At 74.8% G+C, this 21,565-nt stretch carries 9 protein-coding genes; all 9 read left to right on the top strand.

Annotated features, from left to right (window positions below):
• The first annotated feature begins 312 nt into the window (after nucleotides 1–312).
• The 9 genes from BN6_RS17270 (at nucleotide 313) to BN6_RS17230 (ending at nucleotide 21,555) form a co-directional block, all read left to right on the top strand.
• Nucleotides 313–528 carry an MbtH family protein gene (locus tag BN6_RS17270; protein WP_015100973.1) on the top strand — a complete coding sequence of 72 codons (216 nt, stop codon included), beginning with the start codon at nucleotides 313–315 and terminating at the stop codon, nucleotides 526–528.
• A 34-nt stretch (nucleotides 529–562) separates the two neighbouring features.
• Complete coding sequence (locus BN6_RS42060; RefSeq protein WP_331712644.1) at nucleotides 563–6,391, top strand: amino acid adenylation domain-containing protein; 5,829 nt, start codon at nucleotides 563–565, stop codon at nucleotides 6,389–6,391.
• A complete protein-coding gene (locus BN6_RS17260) occupies nucleotides 6,388–9,495 on the top strand; it encodes a non-ribosomal peptide synthetase (protein WP_015100971.1) in 3,108 nt (1,035 codons plus the stop codon). The genes BN6_RS42060 and BN6_RS17260 overlap by 4 nt, the downstream gene beginning before the upstream one ends.
• A gap of 73 nt (nucleotides 9,496–9,568) precedes the next feature.
• Nucleotides 9,569–10,921, top strand: coding sequence for an FAD-dependent oxidoreductase (locus tag BN6_RS17255; protein ID WP_015100970.1), 1,353 nt, complete (start codon nucleotides 9,569–9,571; stop codon nucleotides 10,919–10,921).
• Entirely contained in the window at nucleotides 10,918–11,601 is a 684-nt protein-coding gene (locus BN6_RS17250; RefSeq protein WP_197540282.1) for a DUF6875 domain-containing protein, read from the top strand. Before BN6_RS17255 ends, BN6_RS17250 begins: the two co-directional genes overlap by 4 nt.
• Nucleotide 11,602: 1 nt before the next feature.
• Nucleotides 11,603–14,881 (top strand): non-ribosomal peptide synthetase, encoded by a 3,279-nt coding sequence (locus BN6_RS17245; protein ID WP_015100968.1) that lies wholly within the window; start codon nucleotides 11,603–11,605, stop codon nucleotides 14,879–14,881.
• Nucleotides 14,878–16,167: an MFS transporter gene (locus tag BN6_RS17240; protein ID WP_015100967.1), complete on the top strand. Its 1,290-nt coding sequence runs from the start codon at nucleotides 14,878–14,880 to the stop codon at nucleotides 16,165–16,167. The genes BN6_RS17245 and BN6_RS17240 overlap by 4 nt, the downstream gene beginning before the upstream one ends.
• Entirely contained in the window at nucleotides 16,164–20,552 is a 4,389-nt protein-coding gene (locus BN6_RS17235; RefSeq protein ID WP_015100966.1) for a non-ribosomal peptide synthetase, read from the top strand. Before BN6_RS17240 ends, BN6_RS17235 begins: the two co-directional genes overlap by 4 nt.
• A gap of 1 nt (nucleotide 20,553) precedes the next feature.
• Nucleotides 20,554–21,555 (top strand): methyltransferase, encoded by a 1,002-nt coding sequence (locus tag BN6_RS17230; RefSeq protein WP_015100965.1) that lies wholly within the window; start codon nucleotides 20,554–20,556, stop codon nucleotides 21,553–21,555.
• Nucleotides 21,556–21,565 lie beyond the last annotated feature (10 nt).

Here is a 21,565-nt window from a genome sequence, read left to right as displayed (position 1 = left end):
CCGAACGGCTGGTACCCCGCGCCGCCGGGGCGTCGCGTTCGGCGTCCACAGTGGACTCCCCCTGCCCGACCCCGCCCTACCCGCCCGACCCCCGTCGGGCGGGCCGGGCGCATTCCCGCAGTCGGGTCCGGGGTATTTCCGCGACCGGTCGACCACGCCGAGTGACGACCCATAGTCTATTCAAATAGTTCGACGGCCGATCGACAAATGGCCGGTTCGACCGTTTAGTGGATTCCAGTAATGTGCGCCTGACGCGTAGCTTTGACGCCACGGCAACCCCGTCCGCCGACGGAGGGCAGGAGAACGAACGACATGGGCGTCGAGAACGCGGAATCGCGTGAATTCCTGGTCGTGGTGAACACCGAGGAGCAGTACTCGGTCTGGTTCGCCGACCGCGACCTCCCCCTGGGCTGGCGAGCCGAGGGCACCACCGGGACCAGGCAGGAATGCCTGGACCACATCGCGCGGGTGTGGACCGACCTGCGCCCGCGCAGCGTGCGCGACCACCTCGCCGCGCACGGCGGCTGAGCCGGCGGCCCAATTGCGCCACCCGGTAATCCGGGTGGCCCGCCGCTGCCCGGAAATAGCTGCTATTTCCGCGCGCGGACCGACCGGCACATTACTGGGGGAGGCTTTGGTGTACACGGATCCGGCTGTCCGGACCACCCCGGCACTACCGTTGCAACGCGGAATGATCGCGGCCGGCCTGCGCGATCCGGAGGCGGGCACGGACGTCATCCAGTGCGTCCAGCGGTTCACCGGGCCGTTCGAGGCCGGGGCGTACCTGGACGCGTGGCGGGCGGCCGTCGAACGGCACCCGATCCTGCGCACCAGGTTCCGCTGGCGGCCCGACGGCGACGCCGAGCAGTGGGCCGGCCCGGCCGCCGACGTGCCGATGGTCGTCGACGACGCGGTCACCGACGGGTCCGCTTTCGACCTGGCCGGATTCCTCGCCGAGGACCGCAGGGCCGGGGTCGACCCGGTGGGCGGCCCGCCGCTGCGGTTGCGCGTGCTGCCCGGCAACGTCGTGGTGGCCACCTTCCACCACGCGATCCTGGACGGCCGGTCATTGGCCATCCTGCTGTCCGAGATAGACGACGCCTATGCCTCCGGCGGCACCGCGCCGTTCGCGGCGCGCCCCGAGTTCGCCGACTACGCCCACTGGTACGCCGAGCGCACCGCGCCGGAGCACCCGGCCGCCGCCGCCGACCGGCGGTTCTGGGCCGACGAGCTCGCGGGCCTGCCGGAGCCGGGCCTGCTCCCCTTGGAGCACAACGGTTCCGCGACCCCGGTGATGGGCAAGGCCGGGCTCGACCTGTCGGACACCGAGACAGCGGCGGTGCGGGCGCTGGCCGACGCGGCGGGCGTCACGGTGAACACCGTCGTGCTCGCGGCCTGGGGCCTGCTGCTCACCACCCACTCCGGCACCGGCGAGGCGGTCTTCGGGGTGACCCGCGCGGCCCGGCACGGTTCGGTGCCCGGCGCGCAGGAGATGGTCGGCCTGCTGCTGGCCACCGTGCCGCTGCGGCTGCCGGTGGACCGCGACCTCCCGGTCACCGACTGGCTGCGCGACGTCCGCGCGCGTTCGGTCGCCGCCCGCGACCACCAGCTCAGCCCGCTGCCCGACATCCAGCGCGCGGCCGGCCACGACGCGCTGATGCGCAGCCTGGTGCTGTTCGAGCACCGCGAGATCAACACCGTGCTGTCCGCCCGGCCGACCGCGCCGACCGGACGGCACGTGGAGATCCTGCGCAGCCCGAGCTACGCCATGACGCTCTACGCGTTCGCCGAACCGCACCTGAGCCTGCACCTCATCCACGACACCACCCGGTTCCCCGACTGGGCGCCCGACGCCCTGCTCGCGCAGTTCCGCGACCTGCTGGCGGGCCTGGCCGAGGCACCCACCCGGCCGGTCCGCGAGCTGACCGAGCCGCGCGGCGCGGAACTGGTGCGCGTGGTGGAGAAGTGGAACGACACCGCCGTGGAGTACCCGGCGGACTCGACCGTGCCCGACCTGTTCGCCGATCAGGTGCGGCTGCGCCCGGACGCCGACGCGGTGCACGACGGCACCCGCTGGCTGAGCTACGCCGAGCTGGACGCCCGGTCCACCCGGCTGGCGCACGCCCTGGTCGCCCGGGGCGCGCGGCCCGACCAGCCGGTGGGCCTGGCGCTGCCGCGCGGCGCGGACCTGGTGACCGCGATGCTCGCGGTGGTCAAGACCGGCGCGGCCTACCTGCCGCTGGACCCGGGCAACCCGGCCGTCCGCGACGCCGCGGCGCTGGCCGAGTCCGGTACGGCGCTGGTGGTGACCGACGGGAACCGCCCGCTGCCCGCCGGGATCACCGCTGTGCAGCTGTCCGAAGTGGACACCTCGGGAGTGGGCGGACCGGACACGCCGCTGCCGCCGGCCGCGCACCCGCTGGGCGTGGCGTACCTGAACTACACCTCCGGCTCGACCGGCAGGCCCAAGGGCGTGGCCGTGCCGCACCGGGGCGTGGTGCGGCTGGTGACCAACCCGACGTTCGGCCGGTTCGGGCCGGGGCAGACGTTCCTGCACCAGTCGGCGACCGCGTTCGACCTGACCACGCTGGAGGTCTGGGGTCCGCTGCTGACCGGTGGCCGGGTGGTCGCCGCGCCGGACGGGCCGCCGGACCCCGCCGTGCTGGCCGACCTGCTGCGCGAGCACCGGGTGACCGTGCTGTGGCTGACCGCCGGGTTCTTCCACCAGCTCGTCGCGCACGCCCCGGAGGTCCTCGCGTCGGTCGACCAGCTGCTGGCCGGCGGTGACGTGCTCGCGCCCGACGCGGTGCGCGCGGCGCTGGTCGCCCGCAACGGCAAGCCGGTCGTCAACGGCTACGGGCCGACCGAGAACACCACGTTCACCTCGTGCCACGTGATCACCGACCCGCGGCAGGTCGGCGGCACCGTGCCGATCGGCACACCGGTGCAGCGCAGCACCGTCTACGTCCTGGACGACCGGCTGCGGCCGGTCCCGGTCGGCGTGCCCGGCGAGCTGTACACCGGCGGCGCGGGCCTGGCCCGGGGCTACTGGGCGAACCCGGCGCTGACCGCCGCGAAGTTCGTGCCCGACCCGTTCGGCGGCGAGCCCGGCGCGCGGCTGTACCGGACCGGCGACCTGGCGCGCTGGCGGCCCGACGGCGTGCTGGAGTTCCTGGGCCGCGCGGACCAGCAGGTGAAGGTGCGCGGGTTCCTGGTGGAACCGGCCGAGGTGGAGGCGGTGCTGCGGGAGCACGACGGCGTAGCGCAGACCGCCGTGCTGCCCTTCGGCGACGGCGACGCCCGGCACCTGGTGGCCTACCTGGTCGGCGACGCCGACGTGGCCGACCTGCGCCGGCACACCGAGGAGCGGCTGCCCGCCTACCTCTGCCCGGCCCGGTACGTCGTGGTGGCGGCGCTGCCGCTCAACCGCAACGGCAAGGTGGACCGGGCGGCGCTGCGCGAGGTGAAGGCCGACGGCGCGCCGGCCGCCGAGCGGACCCGGCCGGCGGAGGGGACCCCGCTGCGGCTGGCCCGGCTCTGGCAGGTGCTGCTGGGCTGCGACGACGTGCGCGCCGAGGACGACTTCTTCGCCGTGGGCGGCAACTCGCTGCTGGCGGTGCGGTTGGCGTTCCGGGTGCGCGAGGAGTTCGGCGTGGACGTGCCGGTGGCCGACCTGCACCGGGCCCGGACGCTGGCCGCGTGCGCCCAGGTGATCGACCGCGCCCGGTCGGCCACCCCGGGCCAGGGCATCACCCGCCGCGACCGCACCGCCTACCTGGTGCCCGCGCAGCGCACCCCCGAGCAGACCGGCGCGCCGGTCACGACCGCCGACCGGGACGCGGCGACCGCCGACGAACGGACCGTTCAAGACCACCTCGTGCTGCCCCGGGGCACCGGCAACTGGGCCGCGTGGCGGTGGGTGGAGCTGCGCGGGACCGGTTTCGGCATCGAGCCGCTGCTGGCGATCGCGAGCCCGGACGCGGCCCGCGCGGCGGAGGCCGTGCTGGCCGCCGACGACCGGCTCGGCCAGGCCCGCTGGGCGGCGTTCCGGGTGTTGCGCGCGGTGGAGGACCAGGCCGAGGGCGAGCAGCGCTCGGCGCTGCGCAAGATCGGCCGGCTGGTCCGCAAGGGCCGGTTCGCCGAGGCCCGCGACGCGCTGGCGCACACCGCCGAGGTGACCGACGCGCTGGCCGAGGCGGCGCTGGCCGCCGGCGACCACGAGGCCGCGCTCGCCGACTACGCCGCGCGCTTCGAGCAGGGCCGCCGGGAAGCGGCCGGGGTGCTGCACGTGGTCAGCGGCGACCCGAAGTTCCGCGAGGCCGTGGCCTGGCAGAACCCGCGGGCGCTGCAAACCGCCGTCGACGCGCTGCACAAGGCGTTGAGCGGGCTGCGCGACGCCGGCCGCAACGTCGACTACCGGCGGTGGGAGCACACCGTCGTCAGCTACCTTCAGCGGTACTGCGCCAAGAACGACACCATCGGGTTCTTCGGCCCGGTCGGCTGGGCGCGGGTCCGCGACGACGCCACGGCGGCGCTGGTGTCGCGGCCCGGTCCGGGCCTGGTCGACAAGCGCACCACGTACCTGGAGAACTGGGCCGTCCAGCAGTTGGCCGAGACGCTGACCACCGACGACGTCCGGCCGTGGGCGGTACCCAGGCGGATGCCGTTCGTGTCGGTCGTCGGCGACGTGCTGCACGTCCCGCTCACCGAGCCCGTCCGGCTGCCGCCGCTGGAGGCGGCCGTGCTGACCGCGTGCGACGGCCGGCGGCGGGCGCACGACATCGCCGGGCACGTCGGCGCGGACCGCGCGGAGGTGCTGGCCGTGCTGGAACGGCTGCGCCAGGCGCGGCGCATCGCGTGGACGCTGGAGGTGCCGCCGTCCGCCCTGGTGCCGGAACTCGCGTTGCGGAGCCAGGTCGAGGGCATCGACGACCCCGAGGTCCGGCGGCGGGTCGCCGGCGCCGTGGACGAGGTCGTGGCCGGCCGGGACCAGGTCGCCGCCGCCGTGGGCGATCCGGACCGGCTGGTGCACGCCATCGCCGACCTCCAGGAGCGGTTCACCGCGATCACCGGCGCCGCCGCCGTGCGCCGGCCGGGCCTGTTCTACGCGGGCCGCACGCTGGTGCACGAGGAGTGCCGGCGGGACCTGGAGGTCGACCTCTCCCCCGCCCTGCTGGACACCCTGTGGCCGTCGCTGGAACTGGTGCTGGAGGCCGCGCGCTGGTTCACCTGCGCGGGCTCGGCGCTGTACACGCGGGCGCTCAAGGAGGTGTTCCGCGAGCACGCCGGCGGGCGCACGTCGGTGCGGCTGGCCGATTTCTGGATGTGGGCCAACGACACCATCTTCCGGCTGGACGACCGGATGGTCGGTCGGCTGGTGACCGCCCTGCAGGAGCGGTGGGCGACCGCGCTGGGCCCGCACGACCCGGCGGCCCGGCACGTCCGGCGTTCGGTCGCGGACGTGCGGGAGGCCGTGCTGCGGCTGTTCGCCGCACCCCGCCCCGGCTGGCGCGGCGCGGTGCAGCACAGCCCCGACGTGCTGATCGCCGCGAAGGACGCGGACGCGGTGCGGGCGGGCGACTACCAGTGGGTGCTGGGCGAGGTGCACCCCGGCGTGAACACCATGCGCTCGGCGCTGTTCGTCTCGCAGCACCCGGACCCGGTCCAGTTGCACGAGGCGATGCGGCGGGACATGGCCGGGCCGCGCGTGGTGCTGACCACGACCCGGGAGCAGGGCGGCACGCCGCAGCGGCTGGCCGACGCGCTGGTGCTGCCCGAAGACCTGCGGATCGCCTTCGGCCACGACTCGTGCGGACCCGACATCGGCGGCGCGGTGCCGATCGGCGACTTCGAGGTCGTGGACGACAACGGCAAGCTCCGGGCGCGCAGCCGGGACGGGCGCGTGGACCTGGAACTGGTGGAGCTGCTCAGCGAGCAGATCATGGCGCAGCTGGTGCAGAAGTTCCGGCTGCTGCCCTCGGGCGACCACACGCCGCGGGTGAGCCTGGACCGGCTGGTCGTGGCGCGGGAGAGCTGGCAGCTGCCCGCGTCGCGCAGCAGGTTCGCGTTCGCCGCCGACGAGCCGGGGCGGTTCCTCGGCGCGCAGGCGTGGCGGCGGGAGCACGGGATGCCCAGGTTCGTGTTCGTCAAGAGCCCCGTCGAGCACAAACCGTTCTACGTGGACCTGGAGAGCGGTCCTTCGGTCGAGCTGTTCGCGCACGCGGTGCGCGCGTTGGAACGGGAGCAGCCGGATTCGCCGATGGGCGTCGGCGAGATGCTGCCCGGCCCCGACCAGCTGTGGCTCACCGACGCGGCGGGCAACCGGCACACCGCGGAGTTCCGGTTGGTCGCGGTGGACCGGCGGGGTTGGCGCAAGGGAGGAACGCGGTGAGCACGGTGATCCCCGACGGACGCGAGGTATTCCGCTTTCCCGCGTCGTCCGGTCAGCGCAGGTTGTGGCTGCTGGACCAGTTGATGCCCGGTCCGGTGTACAACATCGGCTGGCGGGTGGCGCTGGACGGCCCGGTCGACGAGGAGGCGCTGCACGGCGCGCTGAACGCGGTGGTGGCGCGGCACGAGGCGCTGCGCACGCGGTTCGCCGCCGAGGACGGCGTGCCGGTGCAGGTGGTGTCCGCGGCGCAGCCGGTGGACCTGCCGGTGCGGGACGTGGCCGAGGACGGGCTGGACGCGGTGGTCCGCGACCTCGTCGGGCGCACGTTCGACCTGCACGCCGGACCGCTGCTGCGGGCCGACCTGCTGCGGCTGCCCGACCGGCACGTGCTGGTCCTGGTGCTGCACCACAGCATCGCCGACGGCTGGTCGTGCGCGGTGCTGTTCGACGAGCTGGCCCAGTGCTACGCCGGTGACGGCGGTTCGCTGCCGGAACTGCCGGTGCAGTACCCGGACTACGCGGTGTGGCAGCGGGAGCAGGTCGAGGGCGACGCGTTCGCCGCCGACGCCCGCTACTGGCGGGAGGCGCTGCTGGACGCGCCGACCGTGCTGCCGCTGCCCGGCGACCGGCCCCGGCCGGCGACGCCGAGCGGGCGCGGCGCGGAGCTGCGCCGGGAGCTGGCGGTCGGCGACGGCTCGTTCGCCACGCTGCTGGCGATGTTCCAGTGCGTGCTGCACCGGGTGACCGGGCAGGCGGACTTCCTGGTGGCGACGCCGGTCGCGGCGCGCACCCGGCCGGAGACCGAGGGCCTGGTCGGCTTCGTGACCAACACGCTGCCGTTGCGCGCCCGGTTCACGCCGGAGACGACGTTCGGCGAGGTGGTCGCGGCCGCTGAGGACGCGACCGTGTCCGCGCTGGCCCACCAGGACCTGCCGTTCGAGCAGGTGGTGGACATCGTCGCGCCGCAGCGGACGCTGGCGCACGCGCCGCTGGTGCAGGTCATGTTCGCGGTGGAGCCGCTGCCGGCGGTCCGCAAGGCGGGCGCGGTGTCCATGCGGCCCGAGCCGGTCGCCAACGGCGGGGCGAAGTTCGACCTGTCGCTGACCGTGGAGCGCGACGACGACCGGTGGTTCGGCCGCTGGCAGTACGACGCGGAGCTGTTCGACGAGGACACGATCGCCGCGCTGCACACCGTCTTCGCCACGATCGCCGGGCACGCCGACCGCGCGGTGAAGGTCGCCGAGCTGCCGCTGACCGGCGACACCCCGGCGCAGGAGGTCGTGCGCGGCGGGGACACCGCGCTCGGACTGGTGGCCGCAGCGCTGGCCGCGCACCCCGACGCCGTCGTGGAAACCCTGACCTGCCGGGAGATCGACCGGGCCGCGAACCGGCTGGCGCACGCGCTGCTGGCGGCGGGGGCGAAGCCCGACGAGCCGGTGGCGCTGTGCCTGAGCCGGGGCGAGCCGACCATCATCGGCATCCTGGCCGCGTGGAAGGCGGGCGCGGGCTACCTGCCGCTGGACCCGTCGTGGCCGGCCGAGCGGCTGGCCGCCATGGCCGCCGACGCGCGGATCCCGGTCGTGGTCACCGACGCCCGGTCCCGGGACGGGCTCGACGGACCGGACGGGCCGTGGCGGGAGGTCGACCTGGACACCGCGACCGGCCCGGACACCCCGCCCGACGCGGTGCCGCAGATCCCGGAGAGCCTGGGCTACATCATCTACACGTCCGGTTCGACGGGGCGGCCCAAGGGCGTGCGGGTGACGCAGGGCGGCCTGGCCGCACTGCTGTCCGCGATGGACGCCCTGCTGGGCCTGTCCCCCGCCGACCGGCTGGCGTCGATCAGCACGCCGGCGTTCGACGTGTCGACCGTCGAGATGCTGGTGCCGCTGCTGCGCGGTGCCCGCTTCACGGCGGTGGCCGCCTCGGACGTCGCGGACGGCGCCCTGCTGCGGCAGCGGATCGCCGAGTCCGGCGCGACGGTCGTGCAGGGCGGTCCGGCGAGCTGGCGGATGGTGGTCGCGGCGGGCGGCGTGCCGGCGCACGTGCGGCTGCGGGTGACCGGCGGCGAGGCGCTGACCCGGGACCTGGCCGACGACCTGCAATCCGACGACGCGACCCTGGTCGACGGCTACGGCCCCACCGAGACCACGGTGTACTCGGCGGCGGGCGTGGTGCCGCGCGGCCCCGCGCCGATCCGGCTGGGCGCGGCCGTGGCGGGCACCACGCTGCACGTGCTGGACCCGCTGATGCGGCCGGTGCTGCGCGGGCTGATCGGCGAGCTGCACATCGGCGGCGCGGGCGTGGCCCGGGGCTACCAGGGGCAGCCGGCGATGACCGCGGACCGGTTCCGGCCCGACCCGTTCGGCGCGGGCCGGCTCTACGCGACCGGCGACCTGGTGCGGCTGCGCGCGGACGGCCGGCTGGAGTTCCTCGGCCGCGCCGACCGGCAGGTCAAGATCCGCGGCTTCCGCATCGAGCCCGGCGAGGTGGAGGCCGTGCTGCGCGGTCACGCCGACGTCGCGGACGCGGCGGTGACCACGTGGTCGGCGAGCGCGGCGGACGTGCGGCTGGTCGCCTACGTGGTGCTGCACGACGGCGGGTCGCTCGACGCGGTGCGCCCGCACCTGGCGGCGAAGCTGCCGGACTACATGATCCCGGCCGCGCTGGTGGTGCTCGACGAACTGCCGCGCACCGGGACCGGCAAGACGAACCGGGACGCGCTGCCCGAACCCGAGTGGTCGACCTCGGACGCCGAGCACGTCGCGCCCCGCGACGACACCGAGGCGCGGATGGCCGAGATCTGGCGGGACGTGCTGAGCATCCCGCCGGCCGGGGTGCTCGGCGTGCACGACAACTTCTTCGCACTGGGCGGCCACTCGCTGACCGCGACCCAGATGCTGGCCCGGGTGCGCACCTCGCTGGGCGCGGACCTGCCGCTGGCGGCGCTGTTCTCGGCGCCGACCATCGCGGGCCTGTGCACCGCGCTGGCGGGCGCCGGCCAGGGCCCGCGCGGCCCGGTGCCGCTGCTGGACCAGCTCGACGACCTGTCCGACGCCGAGATCGACCGACTGCTCGGCACCTTGAGCGACGACGACCTGTGAACCAGGCGCGGCACTGTACGGGAGAGGCCATGGAGGACAACGCATTCGGCGCGCCGCCCCACCGGGACCGGTCATGACCGACGCGGTGGTGGTCGGCGCGGGCCTGGCGGGTTCGCTCGCCTCGGTGTACCTGGCGCGGCGCGGGTTCCACGTGCGGGTGCTGGAGCGGCGCGAGGACCCGCGCACGCCCGGCGTCCGGGAGTCGGGGCGCTCGTTCAACCTCGGCATGTCGCAGCGCGCCGCGGTGGCGCTGCGCGAGATCGGCCTGTTCGACGCGCTGGCCCCGGCCACCGTGCCGATGCGCGGCCGGGTCGTGCACCTGGCCGACGGCTCGCTGCGGTTCCAGGCGTACGGCACGGAGGAGGACCAGGTCCTGCACTCCGTGCTGCGGCACGACCTCAACGTGGCGCTGATCGACGAGGCCGAGAAGCAGGGCGTCGAGTTCCGTTGGGGCCACAAGGTCACCGCCGTGGACCGGGAGGGCCCGTCGGTCACCACGGTGAGTCCACAAGGGATGGTCGAGCACGGCGCGGACCTGGTGATCGGCGCGGACGGGGCGTTCTCCGCCGTGCGCGCCCAGCTCGCCCGGGGCGCGCGGACCACTCTGCACCAGGAGTTCCTGGAGTGGGGCTACAAGGAGCTGCTGATCCCGGTCGGCGAGGACGGGCGGCCGCGCACCGAGCTGCGCGCGCTGCACGTGTGGCCGGGTGACGACGGGCTGATCGTGGCGCACCCCAACGTGGACGGCTCGCTGACCGCGACGGTGTTCCTGCCGTTCGAGGGTCCGGGCGGGTTCGCCGGGCTCGACACCCACTCGCGGGTGCGCGACTTCTTCGCCCGCGTGTTCCCGGACACCCTCACCCTGGTCCCGGACCTGGTGGAGCAGTTCCTGGCGCGGGACGTGGCCAGCCTGGTCACCATCCGCACCGAGCCGTGGCACGTGCCGGCGGGCGACCGGCGCGGCACCGTGCTGCTGGGCGACGCCGCGCACGCGGTGTACCCGTTCTTCGGGCAGGGCATGAACGCCGCGTTCGAGGACTGCTCGGTGCTGGACCGGTGCCTGGCCGCCCACCCGCACGACCTGCCGGGCGCGCTGGCCGCGTTCGAGAAGGCCCGCCGCCCGCACACCGACGTGCTGGCGGAGCTGTCCAAGCGGAACTTCGTGGAGCTGCGGGACAAGGTGCGGTCCCCGCTGTTCCTGGCCCGCAAGAAGGCGGACCTGGTGCTGCACCGGGCTTTCCCGCGTTCCTGGGTGCCGTTGTACACGCTCATCACGCACACCACCGTGCCCTACGGCGAAGCCCTGGCCCGCGCACGTCGCCAGGACCGCCTGCTGGGCAGTGTTACCGCCGCGCTGACCGGCGCGGCGCTGGCCGGACTGGCCCGCCGGTCCCGACGCCGCCGAAGCGCAAGGCAGGTGGGATGATGCTGATCCACCCGAACAGACCGGCCCACCCGTTGGTCGAACCGGCGGACTTCGCCGCCGACCGGCTCCCGGACGAGGTCGCCGCCCACGACAAGGCGCTGCGCGCCGTGCACGAGTGGGCCCACGACTACCTCTGCGCGCCGCACCCCGACCTGGGGCGGCGCGGCGACGTGTGCCCGTACACCGGGACGTCGTTGCTCAAGAACCTGTTCTTCCTGTCGGTGCACCCCGGCAAGCCCACCGACCCGGCCGAGCTCGCCGCACTGCTGCGGCACTACCGGGACTGGTTCGCCGAGCTGGAGCCGACCGGCGGGCCGGGCGCGCAGTTCAAGACGGTCCTGGTGCTGTTCCCGGACCTGGTCGAGCCCGGCGACTTCGCGGTGGTGGACCAGACCCAGGAGCTGCTCAAGGTCGAGTACGCCGCCGAGGGGCTGATGCTCGGCGAGTTCCACCCCGGCCCGCCGGACAAGGAAGGGCTGTGGAACGCCGACTTCCGGCCGTTGGCCAGCCCGGTGGCGCTGCTCGGGATGCGGCACATGGTGCCGACCGACTTCCCCTTCGTGCGCGGCGACGACGTCACCCTGTCCGTCTACCTGCGCCTGTTCGGCGACCGCGTCCCGACGCACCTGCGCCGGGACGTGCAGGCCGCCGCCGACCGACTCGCCACGTCCGGGAGCTGACATGACCGACCCCGACGCCGGGTCCGCCGCGCGCAAGCGGGAACTGCTGGCGCACAGGCTGCGCGAGCGCGCGGCGAAACCGGCCGCCTACCCGCTCTCGTTCGGCCAGCAGCGGCTGTGGTTCCTGGACAAGTTCTCGCCGGGCGGCGCGGTCTACAACATCCCGCTGGCGTTGCGCGTGCGCGGGGCGCTCGACCGGGACGCGCTGCGGCGGGCGCTGGACGGCGTGGTCGGCCGGCACGCCGCGCTGCGCACCACCTTCCCGGACTCCGGCGGCGAACCGGTGCAGCTGGTGGCCCCGACCGGGACCGCCGAGCTGGTGGTGCACGAGCTGCCCGACGGCGACCGGGACGCGGCCGCGCAGGTCTTCGCCGACCAGCGCGGGGCGGACGGGTTCGACCTGCACCGGGGTCCGCTGTTCCGGACCTCCCTGGGCCGGTTCGCCGACGACGACCACGTGCTGGTGCTCAGCCTGCACCACATCGTGTCCGACGCGTGGTCGCTGTCGGTGCTGCTGTCCGAGATCGGCGAGGGCTACGCGGCGGCGGTGGCGGGCCGGGAGCCGGAGCTGCCCGCGCTGCGCCTGCAGTACCCGGACTTCGCGGTGTGGCAACGGGACCGGATGGGCGACGAGACCGCCGCCGGCCACCTGGAGTACTGGGCGCGGCACCTGGCGGGCGCGCCGGAGCTGCTGACCCTGCCCACCGACCGGCCGCGGCCGGCGGTGGCAACCTACCGGGGCTCGCTGCACACGACCGACGTCCCGGCCGCCGACCTGGCCGCGTTGGAGGGCCTGGCCCGCGCGCACGGCGCGACGCTGTTCATGGTGCTGCTGGCCGGTTTCGCGGCCCGGCTGGGCCGCTTGGCGGGCCAGGAGGACGTCGTGGTGGGCACGCCCGTCGCGGGCCGCTCGCACGCCGACCTCGAAGGTCTGATCGGGTTCTTCGTCAACACGGTGGCGCTGCGCGCGCACGTGGGCGGCGACCCGACGTTCAGCGAGCTGCTCGGCCGGGCCCGCGCGTCCGCCGTGGACGGCCTGGCGCACGCCGACCTGCCGTTCGAGCGGCTGGTGGAACACCTGAGCCCGCAACGGAGCCTGGGCCACGCGCCGCTGTTCCAGGCGCAGCTCATCCTGCAGAACACGCCGCCGCTGGCGTTCGAGCTGCCCGGCCTGCGGCTGACGTCGCTGACCCCCGACCCCGGGGTGTCCAAGTTCGACCTCACGGTGGCCGTGGAGCACCGCGACAACGGGCTCGCGCTGGGGGTGGAGTACAGCACCGACCTGTTCGACGAGGCCACCGTCGCCGACTTCACCGACCGGCTGGTGGCGCTGCTGGTGGCGGCCGCCGCGCAACCGGACAAGCGGATCTCCGAGCTGGACGCGCTCACCGGCGTGCGGCGCTGGGAGGTGTTGGAGGGCTTCAACGACACCGACCTGCCGCTGCCGGCCGCGACCACCGCGCTCGACCTGATCGCCGCCGACCCGGACGCCATCGCGGTGACCGGCGTCGGCGACCCAGCGCCGGCCAACCCAACGCCGACCAACCCAGCGCTGTCTTGCCCACAGCTGACCTATGGCGAGCTGGACCGGCGCGCCGGCGAGATCGCCGCGCTGCTCCAGCGGCACGGCGTGCGGCGCGGTTCGCTGGTGGCGCTGCACCTGCCGCGCACGCCGGACCTCCTCGCGGCGGTGCTGGGCACGTGGCGGGCGGGCGCGGCGTACGTGCCGCTGGACCCCGGCTGGCCGGGCGACCGGCTGGCGCTGATGCTCGCCGACTCCGGCGCGGCGGTCCTGCTGACCGACCCGGAGCTGGACCCGCTGGCCTTCGACGGTCCGGTGCTCGGGCTCGCCGACGCCGAACCCGCTGTGCCGCACCACACTCCGGTGAGTGGCGAGGACCTGGCCTACGTCATCTACACCTCCGGGTCGACCGGCACGCCCAAGGGCGTCGAGGTGCCGCACCGGGCCGTGGTGAACCTGCTGACGACGTTCCAGCAGCTGTTCGCGCTCACCCCGGACGACCGGCTGGCCGCCGTGACGACGCTGTCGTTCGACATCTCGGTGCTGGAACTGCTCCTGCCGCTCACGGCGGGCGCGGAAGTGCTCGTGGTGCCGGGCGAGACGGCCGGCGACGGCGTGGCGCTGCGGCAGTTGCTGACCGACCGGCGGGTGACCGCGGTGCAGGCGACACCCGCGACCTGGCGGCTGCTGCACGCGGCGGGCGGCGTCCCGGCCGGCGTCACGACCAGGATCAGCGGCGGCGAGGCCCTGCCCCGCGACCTCGCCGACGACCTGCTGTCCGAGGACTCGCTGCTGTGGAACGTCTACGGCCCCACCGAGACCACGGTGTGGTCGGCGGCGGGTCTGGTCGACCCGTCGCCCGCGCCGGTGGTGATCGGGCCGCCGATCGGCAACACCCGGCTGTACGTGCTCGACGCCCGGCTGGAGCCGGTGCCGCCCGGCGTGGTCGGCGAGCTGCACATCGGCGGCCTGGGCGTGGCGCGCGGCTACCACGAGCGCCCGGCGCTGACCGCGAGCCGGTTCGTGCCCGACCCGTTCGGGCGCACCCCGGGCGGCCGGCTCTACGCGACCGGCGACCTGGTGCGGCACCGGGCGGACGGGACGCTGGAGTTCCTCGGCCGGGCCGACCACCAGGTGAAGGTGCGCGGGTTCCGGATCGAGCTGGGCGAGATCGAGGCGGCGCTGCTGACCTCCGGCGAGGTCCGCGAGGCGGTGGTGGTGACCCGGGACGACCGGCTGGTGGCCTACCTGGTGCCGGAGAAGCGCTCCGACGACCTGTGGGTCCGGCTGCGCGCGGAGCTGGCGCTGCGGCTGCCCGAGTACATGCTGCCCGCGACCGCCGTGCTGCTGGACGCGTTCCCCCTGACCCCCAACGGCAAGACCGACCGCAACGCGCTGCCCGAACCGTCCTGGGCGCCGGTCGGCGACCGGGTCGGGCCGCGCGACGCGGTCGAGGAGGTGCTGACCGGGATCTGGCGCGAGGTGCTGGACCTGCCGGACATCGGCGTGCACGACGACTTCTTCGCGCTGGGCGGCCACTCGCTGCTCGCGGCGAAGGCGCTGGCCAGGGTGCACGGCGCGTTCTCGGTGACGGTGCCGCTCGGCCGGATGTTCGCCGCGCCCACCGTCGCCGGGATGGCCGCCGCGCTGGTGGCACTGGACGAACCGGGGCGCGTCGCCGCGGTGGCGGAGCTGCGCGTGCAGCTCGCCGGGATGACCAACGAGGAGATCGAAGCCATGCTCGGGGAGGCACCGTGAAGCGGTTCGCCATGGTGTGGGCGGGACAGCTCGTCTCGGTCATCGGGTCGGCGCTGACCGCGTTCGTGCTGGGGGTGTGGGTCTACCTCGGCACGGGATCGGTCACGCAGTTCGTGCTCATCCAGTTCTGCGCGGTGCTGCCGGGCATCCTGCTCGCGCCGTACGCGGGCGCGTTCGCCGACCGGTACGACCGCAAGAAGATCATGCTGTTCGCGGACACCGGCGCAGGCGTGGTGACGGTGTTCCTGCTGGTCGCCGTCAGCACGGATTCGCTGGCGGTGTGGCAGATCTACGTCGCCTCGGCGCTCACCGCGACGCTGAACTCGTTCCACATCATCGCCTACCAGGCGCTGGTGCCTTCGCTGGTGCCGCCGAAGCACCTGGGCCGGATCAACGGCTTCATGCAGATCACCCAGGGCGTGCAGATCGCCGCGCCGCTGGTGGCGGGTGCGCTGCTGGGCCTGGTGGGGCTGCGCGGGGTGCTGGTCATCGACATCGTGACGATGGTGTTCGCGGTCGGCGCGCTGCTCGCGGCCCGGCTCCCGGTGGTCACCGGTGACGGCGCGAAGGGCGGCGGCCGGGACGGCATCGGGGCCGGCCTGAAGTGGCTGCGCGGCGCACCGGGGCTGTTCACGCTGTGCGTGGTGTTCGGCGTGTGGAACTTCCTGTTCGCCATCGCCGGCGGGCTGGTGCAGCCGCTGATCCTGTCCTTCTCCGGCCCGGCCACGCTGGGCGTGCTGATGGCGGCGGGCGGCAGCGGGCTGTTCATCGGCGGCCTGGTGATGGGCGCGTGGGGCGGCCCGAAGCGCCGCGTCCAGGGCATCTACCTCGGGCTGGGGCTGGGCGGGGTGTTCCTGGTGCTGCACAGCCTCGCGCCCTCGCCGTGGCTGATCGGCATCGCGGCGCCGGCGTTCCTGTTCACGCTGCCGCTGATGAACACGTGCTGCGTGACGTTGTTGCAGACCAAGGTCGACCCGGCGGTGCTCGGCCGGGTGCTCGCGGTGGTGCGGATGATCAGCACGGCCGCGATGCCGATCGCGTTCCTGCTGATCGGACCGCTGTCCGACGGCGTCGCCGAGCCGCTGATGGCCGCCGACGGCGCGCTGGCCTCCACCGTGGGCGCGCTGATCGGCACCGGCGACGGTCGCGGCATCGCGCTGATCTTCCTGGTGGTCGGCGTGCTGATGTTCGCGCTGACCGCCTTCGCCTGGTCGCGCCCGCGGCTGCGGGCCGTGGACGACCTGCCGGACCCGGTGGCCGCGGCGCCGGAAAGGACCCTCCAGTGACCGACTCCGCCGACCAGCGCCAGAAGCTGCTGGACCGCCTGCTCGCGCAGCGCGGTCTGGCCGCCGCCAAGCAGGAGGTGCCGCGCCGGCCCGAGGGCGCGGCCGTCCCGCTGTCGGGCAACCAGCGCGGCCTGTGGCTCACCGGCAAGCTGGGGTTGGACGCCGGCGCGTACGCCATGTTCGCCTCGGTGCGGGTGCGCGGCGACGTCGACGTCGACCGGCTGCGCGCCGCCACGGCGACCGTGGTCGCCCGGCACGAGGCGCTGCGCACCCGGATCGCCGAACGCGACGGCGTGCCCGAACAGGTGGTCTCGCCGGACCCGGTGTTCGACCTGACCGACACCGACCTGGGCGACCGCGACCTGTCCGACGTCGTGATGTCCGAAGTGGACTCACCGTTCGACCTGGAGGCCGGGCCCCTGCTGCGGGTCCGGGTGATCCGGATCGCGCCGGGCGACACCGCCGTGCTGCTGCTGGGCCACCACATCATCTGCGACGAGCAGTCGCTGGCCGTGGTGGCGAGTGAACTCGGCGACGCCTACCAGGGCGTCGCCCTGCGACCGGCGGCGGCGCAGTTCCCCGACTACGCGCACTGGCAGGCCGGGCGGCTGGCCGAGGGCGAGCGGCAGCGGCAGCTCGACCACTGGGCGCAGCGGCTGACCGGCGCGCCGGACGTGCTGGACCTGGCCGCCGACCGGCCGCGCACCCGCAACCGGACCGTCTCCGGGCGCACCCACCGGTTCGTCCTGCCCGCCGGGCTGGCCACCGGCCTGGCCGAGGTGACCCGCGCGCACGGCTGCACCACCTTCGCCGGGCTGCTCGCGGCGTTCTCGCTGCTGCTGGGCCGCCGCGCGGGCGTGGACGACCTGGTGATCGGCTCACCCAGCACGCACCGGCCGTTCCCCGAGCTGGAGGACTCGGTCGGCATGTACGTCACGACGACCGCGCTGCGGGTGGACCTGTCCGGCGACCCGACCGGGGCCGAACTCCTCCGGCGCGCCAAGGCGGTCGCGGTCGACGCGCTCGACCACGCCGAGGTGAGCTTCGACGAGGTGGCCGCGCGGGTCGGGCCGCGCCGCGACCTCGCCCACCACCCGCTGTTCCAGGTGATGCTGGTGCTCGCCCGCGGCGCGGGCGGGGGCCGGTGGGCCGGGATGCCGACCTCGTCGCTGCCCGTCGACCGGGCGACCAGCCGGTTCGACATCACCCTGCACGTCCGCGAGGCCGAGGGCGACTGGGCCGCGCAGTTCGACTACAGCACGGACCTGTTCGAGCCGGACACCATCGCCCGCCTGGCCGACCACTTCCTGGCCGTGCTGGCGGCGCTGGTCGCGCACCCGGACACCCGGCTGTCCGCGCTGGACACCACCGCCGCGGCGGACCGGGCGGCGGCGTGGGCGCTCAACGGCGGGCCGGTCGGGCCGGCCACCGGCGTGCTGGCCCGGATCGCCGAGCAGGTCGCCGCGCACCCGGACACCACCGCCGTGCTGGCGCTGGGGCCGGACGGTGCCGCGACCGCCGAGCTGGGCTTCGCCGAGCTGGACCGCCGCGCGAACGGCGTGGCGCACGCCCTGGTCGCGCGGGGCGTCGGACCGGAGACCCCGGTCGGCCTGGCGCTGCCGGCGGGGCCGGACGCGCTGGTGGCGCTGCTGGCCGTGCTCAAGGCGGGCGGCGCGTACGTGCCGCTGGACCCGGCGCACCCGCCGGCCCGGCTCGCCGGGCTGCTGGCCGACTGCGGCGCGCCGGTCGTGATCGCCGCGCCCGACGGGCGGGACCGGTTCGGCGACTACCCGGGCGTCGTGCTGGACACCTCGCAGGACGCGTTCACCGGGCAGGCCGCCGAACCGCCGGTGGTGGACCTGCCGGCCGGCGGGCTCGCCTACATCATCTACACCTCGGGCTCGACGGGCGTGCCCAAGGGCGTCCAGGTCCAGCACGACACGCTGGCCAACCTCACCCGGGCCTTCGTCGACCTGCACGGGTTCGGGCCGGGGCAGCGGATCCTGATGGTGCCGCCGCTGAGCTTCGACGCGTCGGTGGGCGACGTGTTCCCGGCGTGGTGCGCGGGCGCGGCCGTGGTCGTGCACCCGGAGCCCGCCGCCGTGGACGGCCCGGAGCTGCTGCGGCTGTGCCGCGAGCACCGGCTGACCGCCGTGGACGGCCCGGCCCCGCTGTGGCGGCGCTGGGTGGCCGACCTGGCGGGCGTGACGGAGACCGACGGCCCGCTGCGGGTGATGATGATCGGCGGCGAGGCGGTGCCGCCGCAGGCCGTCGCGGACTGGGCGAAGGCGACCGGCGTCGAGCTGGTCAACCACTACGGCCCCACCGAGGCCACGGTGTGCGCCACCGCCCACCGCACGGTCGACGGCTCCGAGGTCGACCACCGGGCGGCGACCCTGCCGATCGGCCGGCCGCTGGAGGGCGTGCGCGCCTACGTGCTCGACGCCGACCTGCGCCCGTCGCCGGTGGGCGTGCCCGGACAGCTGTACGTGGGCGGGATCGCGCCCGCGCGGGGCTACCGGGGCGACCCGGCGCGCACCGCGTCGGCCTACCTGCCGGACCCGACCGTGCCGGGCGGCCGGATGTACGACACCGGCGACCTGGTGCGGCTGCTGCCCGACGGCACCCTGGAGTTCCTGGGCCGGGTGGACGACCAGGTGAAGCTGCGCGGCCACCGGATCGAGCCGGGCGAGGTGCGCGCCGCGCTGCTCAAGCACCCCGGGCTGGCCGACGCTGCGGTGGCCGTGCGGTCGCAGACCCTGGTCGCCTACGTCGTGCCGCGCCCGGACGAGGACGCGCCGGCGCTGGACGAGCTGCGGGCGTTCTGCGCCGAGCACCTGCCGGAGGCGATGCTGCCCGGTGCCCGGGTGGTGCTGGACGAGCTGCCGCTGACCGCGCACAGCAAGGTCGACGTGGCCGGGCTGCCCGACCCGGACCTGGCGGCCGCGCCCTACGAGCCGGCGCAGACGCCCGTGGAGCGGGTGCTCGCCGAGATCTGGGGTGAGGTCCTCGACGTGCCGCTGGTCGGCCGGCGGGACTCGTTCTTCGGGCTGGGCGGGCACTCGCTGGTCGCCGCCGCCGTGCTCGCGAAGGTCCGCGCGGTGCTCGGCGTCGCCGTGCCGCTGCGCGCCCTGTTCGCCACCGCCGACCTGGCGGAGCTGGCCCGCGTGGTGGAGGAGGCCGCGACCTCGGACGACACGTTCGCGCAGCGGTACCGCACCGGGCTGCCGTCGGCCGACGAGATGTGGGCCGACGCCCGGCCGCCGGACGACATCGTCGCCGAGCACCCGGTGCGCACCGGCCCGCCCGAGCGGGTGCTGCTCACCGGGGCGACCGGGTTCCTCGGCGCGCACCTGCTGGGCGAGCTGCTGACCCGCTCGGACGCCGAGGTGCACTGCCTGGTGCGGGCGCAGTCCCCGGAGGCGGCCGTCGAACGGCTGCGCGGGAACCTGCGCCGGGCGCACATCGACCTACCGGAGGAGCGGCTGGCGCGGATCGTGCCGGTGCTCGGCGACCTGTCGAAACCGTTGCTGGGCCTGGGCCAGGACGGGTTCGACGGGCTGGCCGAGAGCATGGACGCGGTCTACCACAACGGGGCGCTGCTGAACTTCGTGCTGACCTACCGGCAGATGATGCCCTCGCTGGTCGGCAGCACGGTGGACATCCTGCGGCTGGCGACCAGGTACGCCACCAAGCCGTTGCACCTGACGTCCACGCTCGGCGTGTTCCTGGGCACGAACTACCACGGCCGGCTGATCTTCGAGACCGACCGGCCGGCGGACCCGACGGGGCTGGACACCGGCTACAACACCGCCAAGTGGGTGGCCGACATGATGGTCCTGCTGGCCCGGGACCGGGGCCTGCCGGTCTCGGTGCACCGGATGGCGGCGATCGTCGGCGACGTGCGCACCGGCACCGCGAAGACCGAGTCGTACCTGAGCCGGCAGATCCGGACCTGCGCCGCCACCGGCGTCGTGCCGCGCACCACCGACGTGATCGACATGCTGCCGGTGGACCGGCTGGCGGCCGCCATCGCGGGCCTCTCGCTGCGCCCGGACCTGCACGGCCGCGACTTCCACTACTACCGGGCGGACGGCTTCGGCTACCCGGACCTGGGCGCGGTGCTGACCTCGCTGGGCTGGCCCACCGAGGTGCTGGAGTACCCGGCCTGGCGGGCCCGGATGATGGACGCCCCGGACAGCGCGTTCGGCCCGCTGGCCTACGGGCTGACCACGTCCGGCCGGCCGGAGCCCCGGTTCGACACGTCCGCCACCTGGCGCGCGGCGGCCGGGTGCGGCGTGGAGTTCCCGCCCGCCGACGCCGAGATGATCACCCGTCACATCGAGTTCCTGGCCCGCGCGGGCGTCATGCCGGAGAGGTCCTGACATGCCACTGAATCTCCCCCCGGGCGACGGCCCGCCGTCCTTCCCGGACCTGCTGACCGCGGCCGGGTACCGGGCGATGGCGGCGGGGCTGCGGCTGGGCGCGTTCGCCGCGCTGGCCGGCGGCCCGCTGGCCGGGCCGGACCTCGCGGCGAAGCTCGGCACCGACCCGCGCGGCACCGCGCTGCTGGCCGACGCGCTGGTCGCGTTCGGTTACCTGGAGCACGGCCCGGACGGCTACGCCAACACCGCGATGACCGCGAAGTGGCTGTCCGACGACGGGTACAGCCAGGTCGACCGGTTCTGGTCCACGGTGCTGTTCGAGTCCTGGGGCGAGCTGGAGCAGTCGGTGCGCACCGGCCGGCCCGCGCTGGACTTCTACCGCTGGCTGGCCGACCGGCCGGAGACGTTGGCCCGGTTCCAGGGGATGCTGTCCGGGATGGCGTCCTCGATCGTGCCGGAGGCCGTCGAGCTGGTGCCGGTCGGCGATCGGCTGCTGGACGTCGGCGGCGGGCACGCCAAGTACTCGATCGGCCTGTGCGCGGCGCACCCGGGCCTGCGGGCGACCGTGGTCGACCTGCCCGACGCGCTGGCGGTCGGCGGCCGGGCGGTCGCCGAGGCCGGGCTGGCCGACCGGATCACCTTGCGCGAAGGCGACTACGACGAGATCGACCTGGGCACGGGCTACGACACCGCGCTGCTGTTCAACGTGGTGCACGGCCGCACGGCGGAGGCGAACCGCGCGCTGCTGGAACGGGTCGCGGCGGCGTTGAACCCCGGTGGCGCGGTGGTGCTGCTGGAACCGGACGAGCATTCCGACGACCAGGCCACCGACGTGTTCGCGCGGGTGTTCAGCCTCAACCTGTTCCACGGCCAGGGCGGTCAGGTCTACGCTGCCGAGGAGATCGGGTCCTGGCTCGCCGACACGGGTTTCCACGGCACCACAACGCATCCGCTGCGTTCGATGCCCGGTCAGTCGCTCATCGTCGCCCGCACGTCTGCGTAGGGGGAAGCGA

This window comes from Saccharothrix espanaensis DSM 44229, from assembly GCF_000328705.1.
GTDB classification, from domain to species: domain Bacteria; phylum Actinomycetota; class Actinomycetes; order Mycobacteriales; family Pseudonocardiaceae; genus Actinosynnema; species Actinosynnema espanaense.
Note: the sequence above shows the minus strand (reverse complement) of the source record. Positions and strands in the feature narration are given on the sequence as shown.